The organism is Aneurinibacillus migulanus (assembly GCF_001274715.1).
Taxonomy (GTDB): domain Bacteria; phylum Bacillota; class Bacilli; order Aneurinibacillales; family Aneurinibacillaceae; genus Aneurinibacillus; species Aneurinibacillus migulanus.
On the sequence record NZ_LGUG01000004.1, the window covers coordinates 2,954,115 to 2,966,449 of the forward strand.

The window sequence follows — 12,335 nt, forward strand, 5'->3', positions numbered from 1 at the left end:
AGAGAAATTATGGAAAAGGGGTTGAGAAACGATGGCCCTTCGTATAATCGTCGGACGTGCAGGCAGTGGAAAAAGCACACGATGTATGCAGGAAATTCGCGAACGGCAGCAGCAACAACCGATGGGGGCGCCGCTTATCTATCTCGTACCGCAACAGATGAGCTTCCAGGTCGAATATGAACTGGCTGCTCAGGTAGGTTTACCGGGTACGATGCGTGCTCAGGTGTTTAGTTTTCGCCGTTTGGCATGGAAGATTCTGCAAGAGGTAGGCGGATTGTCTCGTATACATATTGATGACACGGGAATGAAGATGATATTACGTCGTATTCTTGAAAAACGAGGCGGAGAGCTTCGAGTATTCGGTCGTGCGATGGATCGGAACGGCTTTACTGACCAGCTGGAAGAAATGTACGGCGAGCTGGTGCGGCATGGAATGACAGCGGAAGATTTACTTGTCCAGCAGGAAGCGCTGATTCGGCGGGATGAAGGTGAAGGAAGCGGAAGCGGCTTTCTCGCCGATAAGCTGCATGATATGCATCTTATATATGATGAACTGGAACGTTATTTAGCAGAACGATACCTGGACACGGAGCATTATCTGCCATTGCTTGCGGAGCGATTAGAGCGATCACGCTACATTCGTGGCGCTGAAATCTGGGTAGATGGGTTTGAGCATTTTACGCCCCAGGAGCTTTTGGTACTTAGGGAGTTGTGGACATGTGCAGGCGACATGTCTGTTACATTGACGCTTGATTATCCGAGCGATTCCGGTACTGTGCCGGATGAGCTAGATTTGTTTTATTCATCAGCCATGACATATCGGGTACTTATGGAATTGGCAGAGAAGAGCGGCGTTCGTGTAGATGCTCCCGTCGTACTCTCCCGGACTGGACCGGTAGCTAGGTTCGCTCACAACCCGGCGCTGTCCCATCTTGAGGCGCATTATGATCGGCGTCCTGTACGTCCGTATCCGTATTCCACAGATTCTATTCGGATTGCCGCCGCTGCCAATCGGCGCGCTGAAGTAGAAGGAGTGGCCCAGCGCATTCTTTCGCTTGTGCGAGATAAAGGATACCGCTGGCGTGATATCGCAGTGCTCGTACGTAATATTAAAGACTATGAACATCTATTTACTACTGTTTTCGAAGACTATGGTATTCCGGTATTTCTCGATGAGAAACGGCCGATGCTGCACCATCCGCTAACAGAATTTATTCGTTCCGCGCTCGAAGTTATTCGGTATAACTGGCGATATGAAGCAATTTTCCGCTGTATTAAAACGGAATTATTGTTTCAGCCCGAAATGGAAGAGACAGCGGAGGAGATGCGTCACCGGATTGATAGAGTAGAGAACTATGTGCTGGCACATGGGATTGAAGGTTACCGTTGGACTGATCCGAACTGGCAATGGAAATATCGCGTATATCGGGGATTGGATGAGAACTCGGTCGAGGTAGCAGCCGCTATGCGACAAAGTGATGAAGAGCTGGCGATGGAGCAGGAAATTGCGCAACTGCGTCAGCGTATTACAGTTCCGCTTCAACAATTGGAACGGGCGCTGACAAAAGCGAAAAATGTCCGTGGATTGTGTGAAGGCTTGTATCTTTTCCTTATGAAATTAAATGTGCCTCAGCGTCTGGAACAATGGAGCGAAGCGGCGAAGGAAGCACACCGGCTTGAGCAGGCTCGTGAGCACGGACAAGTATGGCAAGCTATTATCAACATGCTGGATCAAATCGTCGAGGTGATGGGCGATGAACGTATGGATATGGAGACGTTTGCTTCAGTGATCGAAGCCGGAATGGAAAACTTGAAGTTTGCACTCGTGCCGCCGGCGTTGGATCAAGTGTTGGTAGGTAGTATAGATCGAACTCGTTTCGCCAATGTAAAATGCGCATTCATTCTCGGAATAAACGACGGTGTTATTCCAGCGCGGCCGAAAGAAGACGGGATGCTTTCCGAAGGAGAGCGGGAGTCGCTTCTTGCGAACGGGATGTCGCTTGGACCGGGCAGCCGCCGCCGATTGATGGAAGAAGAATTCATGCTATACCGGGCGCTTGCCTCAGCCTCTGAATGTTTATTCCTCAGTTATGCGTTGGCGGACGAGGAAGGAAAGGGACTACTTCCATCAGCTTTCATGAAACGGATGAAGGAAATGTTTCCGCAAGTAAAGGAAGAATTTGTTACGACAGAAGTGGCGGAGATTGCTGCGGAAGAAGAACAGCTTGCCTTTCTCGCCAACCCATCCCGCGCTCTATCCTACCTTAGCGCCCAACTACAGCAATGGCGCAAAGGATACGGGCTTGCACCGTTCTGGTGGGACGCGTACAACTGGCTTATCCGTGAGATGCCGGATCAGCAGGCGCGTGTAACCCGGGCACTCTTTTATCGCAACGAAGAACGCGCTTTGAAGAAGGAAACAAGTCAGGCATTATACGGTAAGAAAATACGTGCCAGTGTCTCGCGGATGGAACGATTTCAGGCTTGTCCATTCTCACATTTCGCTTCGCATGGACTGAAGCTTCATGAACGTGATTTATACAGGCTGGAAGCTCCGGACATCGGACAATTGTTCCATGCAGCACTGAAGCTGGTCGGGGAACATATGGAGAAGAATCAAGTGGAATGGGGTGCGCTCGAGGCGGAACAGATGCACAAGCTGGCGGCGGAACAAGTCGATGTTCTATCGCCACTTCTTCAGAAGCAAATTCTGCTTAGTTCAGGCCGTAACCGTTATATCACGCATAAGCTGAAAAATGTGGTTGGACGTGCCGCTGTTATGCTGGGTGAGCATGCACGCCGTAGTGAATTTACGCCGCGGGCGCTTGAACTCGGATTCGGTACCGGCGCCCAATTACCTCCTCTTATGTTTGATTTGCCGAACGGCTGCACAATGGAGTTGGTAGGCCGTATCGACCGGGTGGACGGTGCAGAAAGTACGCAAGGGTTACTGTTGCGCATTATTGACTATAAGTCCAGCGCCAAAGACTTGGTGATTGAAGACGTCTATTTTGGTTTATCCTTGCAAATGCTGACGTATCTAGATGTGCTTATTTCTCAGGCGGAAGCATTTTTTGGCGAAGCAGCCGTACCGGCCGGTATTCTGTATTTCCATGTTCATAATCCATTACTTCGTTCACTTGTTCCTCTTTCTGAAGACAAAATTCAGGGCGAGATCCGGAAGCGGTTCAAGATGAAAGGGCTGCTCGTCGAAAACGAAGAGATTGTGCGGTTGATGGATACGGAGCTTGAGACCGGTTATTCAGATATTCTACCAGTTGCGCTGAAAAAAGACGGCGGATTTTACAGCACATCTCGAGTCATTTCCTCCAAGCGACTTGATCAATTGCGCGGCTATACACGCGCAATGATCCGCGAGATTGGACAGCGAATTACGGATGGCGATATTTCCATTTATCCGTATCGACATAAGAAACGTACTGCCTGCACATTTTGTACCTTCAAATCCGTTTGCCAGTTCGATCAAATGGTAGAACCAGGCGAATTCCATGTGTTACGACGAGAGTCGGATGAGGCAATGTGGCAGGAGATCGCGGAGAAAGGAAAGGGGGAAAACGTATGAAGACGCTTGAAAAACCGATAGAAAGTACTTGGACGGATGAACAATGGGAAGCCATTGCGGCACGCGGATCGAATGTATTAGTAGCTGCTGCTGCAGGTTCAGGAAAAACAGCTGTGCTTGTCGAGCGTATTATTCGCCGCGTTATCGATGAACACAATCCGCTTAGTGTGGACCATCTGCTGGTGGTGACGTTTACGAATGCGGCAGCTGCGGAGATGCGGCACAGGATTGGAGCGGCGCTGGAAAAAGCAGTCGCAGCTAATCCTTCTCCGTATTTGCGCCGACAAGTGACATTGTTGAACAGGGCTTCAATTACGACCCTGCATTCGTTTTGTATGGAAGTGCTACAGCGTTATTATTATTTAATAGATATCGATCCTTCTTTTCGTATTGCAGACAGTACAGAAGCACAGCTGCTGCGTCAGGAAGCGATGGATGAATTATTAGAAGAAGAATATGAGAAAAAGGATAATCCATTCTTTTTTCGTTTAATAGATAGCTATACAGGAGACAGGGGGGACGAAGCGCTTCAGCATTTACTATTAAAAGTGTATGATTTTGCCCGTAGTCATCCGTGGCCGGAGCATTGGCTGGATGAAATGGCGAGTATGTATCGGGTAGAAACAGTTGAAGCATTCTACGATTTACCGTGGTTTCGCTATTTACGAAACGATGTGCAATTGGAGCTTACCGGAGCGCTCGAATTGCTACGTCAAGGAGCGGAGATCGCCCAAATGAGTGGCGGACCCTTGCCGTACCTGGCGAATTTTCAAGAAGATGAGGTGCTTATCGAGGGCTTGCTGGCAAAATGTACGGGTTCATGGGACGAACTATATGAGGCATTCCAGAATGCTGCGTTCGGCAAACTGAAACCGTGCAAAAAGAAAGAGTGCGACGAAGCATTAATTGAGAAAGCAAAAAAACTGCGTGACAGAGTAAAAGATACGGTAGCGAACTTGCAAAGAGAAATGTTCGCAATTCCTCCGCAATACTATTTCGAACTTACCCGCGAGATGTCTCCGCTTATCGACAAGCTTATTGAGCTGGTCCGTCGTTTTGGTGAACGCTATAGTACCTTGAAGCAAGCAAAAGGATTGGTCGATTTCTCGGATTTGGAACACTACTGCCTGAAGGTTCTGTGTGATGAAAAGGCCGGGCCGGACCGGATTTTGCCATCCGCTGCGGCATTGGAATATCGGGCGCAGTTCGGTGAAGTACTTGTCGATGAGTATCAGGATACGAATGAGGTGCAGGAGACGATCGTTCGTCTTGTAACAAAAGACGGGGACTCGGAAGGCAATCTGTTTATGGTAGGAGATGTGAAGCAGTCCATCTACCGGTTTCGTTTGGCCGAACCAGGCCTTTTCTTGCATAAGTATAAGACGTATACCAGTGATGGAGCGGGAGGCGGTAAGCGAATCGATCTTGCCAAAAACTTTCGCAGCCGCCGTGAAGTGATCGACGGTACGAACTTTATTTTTAAGCAAATCATGACAGAAGCTGCCGGAGAAATCGAATACGATGATGCAGCGCAATTGGTGCTCGGTGCCGAGGATTATCCGGAGGCCGAAGGCGTTGATTCGTGCATCGAGGTATTGTTTATTGACCGGAATGAAGAAAAAGCCGATGAAGAAGAAATGGATATCGGAGCGGACGGTACCGAGCCCGATGTTGCAGTTCCCTTTACCGGTGAAGAGCTCATGCCCGATGCGTCTGAGTTGGAGACAGCACAATTGGAGGCACGGCTCATCGCCAGTAAAATTAAACAATTAGTCGGTGCCACGGATCATTCCCCGTACCTTGTATATGACAAAACAAGCAAAACGATGCGGCCTGTTCAATATCGGGATATCGTTATCCTGCTTCGTTCGGTGAGCGGGTGGGCCCAGGTGATGGCCGAAGAATTCAAATGGCACGGTATTCCGGCATATGCTGAGCTATCCGGTGGTTATTTTGCGGCGACAGAAATCGAAGTTATGACATCGTTATTGCATGTCATCGATAATCCGCTTCAGGATATCCCGCTTGCCGCAGTGCTACGTTCTCCGCTTGTACAGATCAGCGCGGAAGACATGGCACAGATCCGGCTAGCCCAAAAAGATAAGCCATATTATGAGGCATTACTCGCCTACCTGGAACAAAATAAAGAAAGTGGTTTACCATTATTTGAAAAGCTTCAGCAGTTCCGAAACCAATTGGAGAGCTGGCGAACCGAAGCAAGACAGGGAGCGTTATCCACGCTTATTTGGCATATTTATCGCGAGACCGGCTACTATGACTTCGTTGGTGGATTACCAGGTGGTAAACAGCGGCAGGCTAATTTGCGTGCGCTCTATGATCGTGCGTGTCAATACGAAGCGACGACATTCCGTGGATTGTTTCGCTTTCTACGGTTTATCGAAAAAATGCAGGCGCAGGGCGGAGACCTTGGTACGGCACGTACATTGGGTGAACAAGAGGATGTTGTACGTATCATGACCATCCATAAAAGTAAAGGGTTAGAATTTCCTGTGGTATTTGTTGCAGGGCTTGCCAAGCAGCATAATTTTCAGGATTTAAACGGAAGTTTTCTATTGCATAAGGAACTTGGGTTTGGCCCGAAATACGTAGAACCGCAACAGCGTGTTAGCTTTCCAATGCTGTCGCATGCAGCCATGAAGCGGCGTATGCGCCTGGAACAGTTAGCAGAGGAGATGAGGGTGCTCTACGTGGCCTTGACCCGTGCACGCGAGAAATTATTCTTGGTTGGCACAGCAAAACATCTGCCTAATGCTGTGGAGAAGTGGGTACGGCATACATCCGTTTCCGGCTGGACGCTTCCTGATTATGAATTGGTCAAAGGTCGTACATATCTTGATTGGATCGGCCCGGCATTGCTGCGTCACCGACATGCTAAGACGCTATATGCCATAATGGATGGCATTGAACGTGTGCCAGCATGTGTACGTGATCATGATTCGCGATGGTTGGTTACATGCGTTCCTGCCTCATCTCTCATATTTACACTTGAAGAAGAAAAGCGGATACAACAAGAGATGGAACAGGCGATTGCCGAAGGGCAACCGGTGCCTATCGAAAGTTCTTATAAGAAGCAGGTAGAGCATCAGCTTTCCTGGGGCTATGTACATAATGCCGCGACCGAGCATTTATCCAAGATGTCCGTCTCTGAATTAAAGCGACGTCAACAGACCGCCATTCAAACAGAGGAGCTGGATGGACCCTCCTATCTGCCGGGGTTGTTTCGCAGCGATGCAGCGGAACGGCCACGGTCTTTATCCGAAAAGAAGCTAAATGCAGTTGAAATCGGGGTAGCGACACATACGGTTATGCAACAGTTGCCACTTGACAGGGTACTGACAGGAGAAGAAATCGCGGAGGAAGTAGAACGTATGGTACAGCAAGAATTGTTAACGCCAATGGAAGCAACAGCCATTGATATGACCAAAATCGAACAATTTTTCACCAGTGAAGCGGGACATAAGGTACGTGAAGGACGTTGTGTTTATCGAGAGGTTCCATTTAATTTACCGGTGCCTGCCCAGGAGATATATACCAATTGGGAAGAACAGAATGGGGAAGGCTCCCATGAGGAGATGGTGCTGCTGCAAGGGGTAATCGATTGTTTAGTTGAAAAGGAGGAAGGCTGGTTATTGCTTGATTATAAGACAGACCGCACCGTCGACTTGTCGGACGAGCTGCTTCAGGCAAGATATAAAGAACAGCTAGACAATTATGCACGTGCTGTTACAAAGATTACAAATCGCCCGGTAAAAGAAAAAATAGTATACTTTTTTGACGGGGGTCGTACGTTGTATTTGTAAGTATGGCGTGTGCTGTTTCTTTCGGAGTTGCAAAGTGATAAACTTTCTGGTATTGTGAACACTATAAAAACTATATTTGTTTAAATAGTTTTTTGATCGGATAGCAGGAGGACTGATAATGAGAGAACGGATTCTAAAAGCATTTATCGAAGAAATTCGCGAAAACGGTATGAAATTTACGATGGACGATTTGGTGAAACGTCTTGGAATTAGTAAGCGGACCCTTTATGAACACTTTTCTTCGAAAGTAGAGATTTTAGAAACAATTATCGAGCAAACTTTTTCAGAAGTAGATGCGAAAACCGAAATCATTGTCCAGGATGAGAAGCTAACGATACTCGAGAAAATTAAAGGGGTCGTCACTGTTATGCCAAACTACGTGGAGTTTTATGACTTACGCGTATTCGAGCAAATGAAACGGTATTTCCCAAAGCAATGGGAAAGATTACATGCGGCGTTAAATGATTGGGAGGCGCTTCGCTTCCTAATCGAGGAAGGAATTCGTAAAGGACAGCTCGCCGAAATGAATGTAGCGCTCGTTATGAAGCTCTTCATTGATGCCGCTAATTCGACGCTTGACCGGGACTTCTTTATGCAGAACAATATTTCAGTACCAGAGGCGCTCTCTTCCATTGTAGATGTACTGCTATTCGGGTTAGTGCCGGAGAATAAAAGATAATCGCCTGTCTTTTATTCTTTTCTTTTTTGGTGAAAAAAACTAAAAAAACATTAATAGTTTCGTGAGTTGAGGTGGAGTAAAAAGATGTCCAATCGTCTACAAATAAGTAAACAACAACGAATTGGCTTAGGCCTTGTCATCTCTGTGCTGTTTATCGATATGCTGCTATACAGCCTGATTATCCCGGTCATTCCTTATTTTACAGAGAAGTTCCAGCCTTCTTCGACGATGCTCGGGATATTATTCAGCAGCTATGCCGTGGCCCTCCTGCTGACGACGCCATTTTTCGGCCCGTTATCAGACCGGTTCAACCCGAATATTTTAATGCTGGGCGGACTTGTCTGCCTAACTGTTACGATGCCGTTAGTAGTGATGTCGCAAGCGATTTGGCAGGTGGCCGGAGCCATGATTCTTGTCGGGGCTAGCATCGGTTTAAGTTTATCTCCTACGTTATCGTCTCTTGCAAGTATTGTAGACAACGAAGGAAGCGGTTCGTATGGTGCTGCCTACGCTCTTTTTAATATGTTTCATGCGGTCGGCATGATTTTTGGGCCGCTTATCGGTGGCGTACTAACCGATGTGATGCCAATACCGAGTGCCATTATAGCTGTTAGTATCGTCATCCTTGTTTTTATAGGTGTACTCGGTCGTACATTGAGAACAAAAAAGCAGCAGGAACTGCGATTATAAGAACCATCATAGAAAGTGGGATGTTTGCGGGCGTAGAAAGTACTATGCCCGCTTTTTTGATCATCTATTGATGCAGTTAGCGCCGCTTGCGCTTTCCGTCGCCCCATTTTACGACATAGACGTCAAGTGCCCGCCGTCCGAACGTATTGGCTTGACTTATGCTTGATACGAATACATCAATCTTATTCCCCTTAATCGCACCGCCCCGGTCATGAACGGTCCGATAACCGACCCCTTCAATGTAGAGCACTGTGCCGAACGGAATATGACGCCCGGCGGCCACCGTGTAACCAACTTTCGTTCGGTGGCCGCTGGCCGTAATCCCGTAAAGAGGGTGACGAGAGGATTTCCCCGTTTCCGAAAGGCCATTTGTATAGGCCGATATATTTCCGCGAAATTTTTTCAGGTAACGGACAGGCGGATTTCCGCGGGCGGGTAAATTCTGCTCGTCCATATTTTCACTATGTATCGCTGCAGCGAGCGACGGTCGGTGGCTTTTATTCTTTTGTATGGTTTTCGCAATTGAGGTTGAAACGTATGTAATTGTCCTCGTTTCTTTTATGTTTGCTGCTTTGACTGAGAGATCTCCATCTTTTGCAGGTCCACACCATATCGCCAATACCAATCCTACTATGAAACAGATAATCTGTGATATTCTCTTCATTCGTTCTCCTTTCTTCTTTCCTAGTAACCTAGCGAAACATTCGCTGACTTCTCTTATTCATATGGGATGGGTCTATCCGATAGAACTTTTTTCTACTTTCAGGAAATTGATGCATAAAAACCCTCGTTCTTCACAAGATAGAAAAAGAAGCATGGAAAGGTGGGAGGAAGATGATGGGTCGGCAGGACATTGAGAAGCTCATCGCTGATATCCAGCAGGAGCAAATTCAGGCCGCACTTAATGCCAGTGACCGCCCTGAAAGCGAAGAAGTATACAAGGAAATCGGGCGTGCGAAGGGGCTGGCTTACGCGATTGGCCTTCTGAAAGAAAAGCTTCGTGGCTAGGAGATAATATTGCATAGCAAGAAAGGATGGAAAAAGAATGAGTACACCATATTTATGCCCGGCTTGCAAAAGCAATCGAACCCGATTTGCGATTATCGAACAGGTGCCGCGGTATGTCAAAATGGACCCGCAGAACGGCGAGGTAGTACAGGAATATGAACCGAGCGCGCTGGACGCCTTTCACCTACCGTATCAGGGGAGTGTCCGTCGAATTCAATGCGGTGCCTGCGGGCTAACAGAGGATGAACAAACGTTTGTCGCCATGGCCAATAACTATAAGAGATGATATCCATAAGCTGGGGGTGACTGAAACTGTTTTCAGCACCCCTATTTTAGTGGTATGATAAAGTAAAACTTCCATCAACAGGGATTTTCTTCATTTCCTTACTGATGGTTCGTTGTACGTATCGGGGTCTTACTGCCCGTTGGACTGGGATAAAAAGACCGGAAATTTCATGAGGGGGAACCGAGATATGGCGAAGCAGAAAAGAGGACAAAATTCAGCCGCGTCAGAAACCCGGACAGAAAGCCAGGGGGCGACGTTGCGCGATCGAATCGGCAATGATGCGTTGGAAAAGCTGAAAGAAGCATCTAGGGCGATGCGTCAGGAAGAAGAACAACGTAAAATAGCTGAACGCGAGCGTAAAATAGCTGAACAAAAAATGAAAGAAAAAAACAAATCGTTTGCAGATTTGTTTGAAGAAAGCAGCCTGGATTGGAAAAAGTTCAAATAACATGACAGAAAACACCCGGTACGGCCATAAAAGGCTGTCCGGGTGTCTTTTGATAAGAGCGTAAACGATTAGATAAAGCGAAACTTCCATCAGTGAGGGGGTTCCTCATCCCCCACTTACCTTCTTTGTTTCCTCAGATGCTTGAGATGGGGGCTTTACTGCCCGTTAAGAGTGGGGTAAGAGCTGGGGTAGAGCTGGAGGCAACAGGTTGTTCTCCAATAAGGGTCAAGCCCGGTTTTCCATTTTGGGTTACGAAGGAAGCGCGGGTAAGAATCGGCGCGCCTTTACGGCTTACGTATGGTAGTATACGATAATCAGTTTGCCATGCTTCAGGCGTTACGGTACAGCGTACGTAGCCTCGATGGTTGTTAAAGAACAGGATATGCGGATTTTCTGCGAGAATGCGTTCCGTATCGTCCCGAACATCTGAACCGTCGCCAATGGACGTAATCGAAGTGCCGACAAGTTCTACTCCGAGTGTTTTAGAGGCGGGGTTATTGAAATCCTGTTTAATTTCGGCAGCCCAGTTTGCGTGAACATCTCCGGTCAATACGACAAAATTCGTGTCCGAACGTTCAGCCATTGCTTGTACGATTCGATCTCTAGCAGGGGCGTATCCATCCCAGGCATCCATGCTGAATTTTTGCGCCGGACCTGTCGTATAGTCACGCTGACAGAAAAATACCTGCTGGGCAAGTACGTTCCAGCGTGCTTGTGAGCGGGTAAGCCCATCTCGTAACCATCGCTCTTGCTTGTCGCCGAGCAGTGTACGATTCGGATCAAGCGATTCGGAGCTCGGGGGCTTGCTTCCGTCGCCGTTTGCTTGATCGTCACGATATTGGCGCGTATCTAAAACGTGAAACTCGGCCAGATTCCCATATGTAAATCGCCGGTACAGCCGCATATCTGTCCCGTGTGGGAGGGAAGAGAGGCGAAGTGGCATATGCTCGTAATATGCCTGATAGGCGGCAGCGCGCCTTTGTATGAACGGTTCGATAGGCTGGCCTTTTTCCGGTATTCCTGCCGCATAATTGTTTTCCACTTCGTGGTCATCCCAGGTCACAATCCACGGAAAAGCGGCATGTGCTTCCCGTAAGTCTGCGTCTGCTTTATACTGTGCATATCGGTTGCGGTAATCGTCAAGTGTTATGATTTCGGCTCCGATATGTGTGCGAACATTTCCGCTGTCCGCCTTATATTCGTTTGCTCCATATTCATAAATGTAATCGCCTAGATGAAACACAACGTCAAGATTTTCTTCAGCCATACGGCGGTATGCGGTAAAGTATCCGTGTTCATATTGTTGGCATGAAGCGAACGCAAAAGTTAGACGAGCAACAGAGTCATTTATCGCGGGAAGGGTTTTTGTACGTCCTATAGGACTAATTTCCGCTCCGGCTTTGAAACGATAATAATATGCCGTATTGGGCTGTAGTCCATTTACTTCTATATGCACGGAGTGGGCGAGTGCCGCCTTGGCGAATTCTGTGCCGCGTCGAACGACATGACGGAATCCTTCGTCCTTTGCTACTTCCCATTGTACCGGTACATTATGTGGTGGCATGCCACCACCGTTTAGCGGATCAGGAGCAAGCCTTGTCCATAATACGACACCATCAGACGAAGGGTCTCCGGATGCGATGCCTAAGGTGAACGGATATGCCTTAAATTTCGGTGCAGCATCTACGGGGAAGTTTTTCATCGAACCTAATAGAGTCAGACCAAGTGTAAGGCCGGCAAATTTTCCTGTTGTACGCAGAAATTCGCGTCGTCCCATTTTTTCTCCGTCTCGTTCCTGCTTTTTATCCATGACAGTATTC

Annotated in this window: 9 protein-coding genes; 7 read left to right on the forward strand and 2 right to left on the reverse strand. The window is 47.8% G+C overall.

Annotation, left to right across the window (positions count from 1 at the left end; translation table 11 throughout):
• Positions 1-31: 31 nt before the first annotated feature.
• The 4 genes from addB to AF333_RS16085 all read left to right on the forward strand — a co-directional run bounded on the left by addB (position 32) and on the right by AF333_RS16085 (position 8,773).
• Positions 32-3,583, forward strand: coding sequence for a helicase-exonuclease AddAB subunit AddB (addB, locus tag AF333_RS16070; RefSeq protein ID WP_043063458.1), 3,552 nt, complete (start codon positions 32-34; stop codon positions 3,581-3,583).
• A complete protein-coding gene (gene addA, locus AF333_RS16075; protein ID WP_043063457.1) occupies positions 3,580-7,404 on the forward strand; it encodes a helicase-exonuclease AddAB subunit AddA in 3,825 nt (1,274 codons plus the stop codon). Before addB ends, addA begins: the two co-directional genes overlap by 4 nt.
• Positions 7,405-7,522: 118 nt before the next feature.
• Complete coding sequence (locus tag AF333_RS16080; protein ID WP_043063456.1) at positions 7,523-8,083, forward strand: TetR/AcrR family transcriptional regulator; 561 nt, start codon at positions 7,523-7,525, stop codon at positions 8,081-8,083.
• An 84-nt stretch (positions 8,084-8,167) separates the two neighbouring features.
• A complete protein-coding gene (locus AF333_RS16085; protein ID WP_052811673.1) occupies positions 8,168-8,773 on the forward strand; it encodes an MFS transporter in 606 nt (201 codons plus the stop codon).
• A 76-nt stretch (positions 8,774-8,849) separates the two neighbouring features.
• Here the strand turns inward: AF333_RS16085 and AF333_RS16090 are convergent, their stop codons facing one another.
• Positions 8,850-9,437 carry a 3D domain-containing protein gene (locus tag AF333_RS16090; protein WP_052520404.1) on the reverse strand — a complete coding sequence of 196 codons (588 nt, stop codon included), beginning with the start codon at positions 9,435-9,437 and terminating at the stop codon, positions 8,850-8,852.
• 170 nt (positions 9,438-9,607) lie between these two features.
• On the opposite strand from AF333_RS16090, the gene AF333_RS33730 reads away from it, so the two are divergent.
• The 3 genes from AF333_RS33730 to AF333_RS16100 all read left to right on the forward strand — a co-directional run bounded on the left by AF333_RS33730 (position 9,608) and on the right by AF333_RS16100 (position 10,515).
• Complete coding sequence (locus AF333_RS33730; RefSeq protein WP_158502260.1) at positions 9,608-9,781, forward strand: hypothetical protein; 174 nt, start codon at positions 9,608-9,610, stop codon at positions 9,779-9,781.
• Between the two features lie 37 nt (positions 9,782-9,818).
• Entirely contained in the window at positions 9,819-10,067 is a 249-nt protein-coding gene (locus AF333_RS16095) for a hypothetical protein (RefSeq protein ID WP_043063455.1), read from the forward strand.
• A gap of 187 nt (positions 10,068-10,254) precedes the next feature.
• Positions 10,255-10,515, forward strand: a complete 261-nt coding sequence (locus tag AF333_RS16100) for a YqkE family protein (protein WP_043063454.1) — start codon at positions 10,255-10,257, stop codon at positions 10,513-10,515.
• 133 nt (positions 10,516-10,648) lie between these two features.
• Here the strand turns inward: AF333_RS16100 and AF333_RS16105 are convergent, their stop codons facing one another.
• On the reverse strand, positions 10,649-12,325 hold the full coding sequence (locus AF333_RS16105) for an alkaline phosphatase D family protein (protein ID WP_052811672.1): 1,677 nt from the start codon (positions 12,323-12,325) through the stop codon (positions 10,649-10,651).
• Positions 12,326-12,335 lie beyond the last annotated feature (10 nt).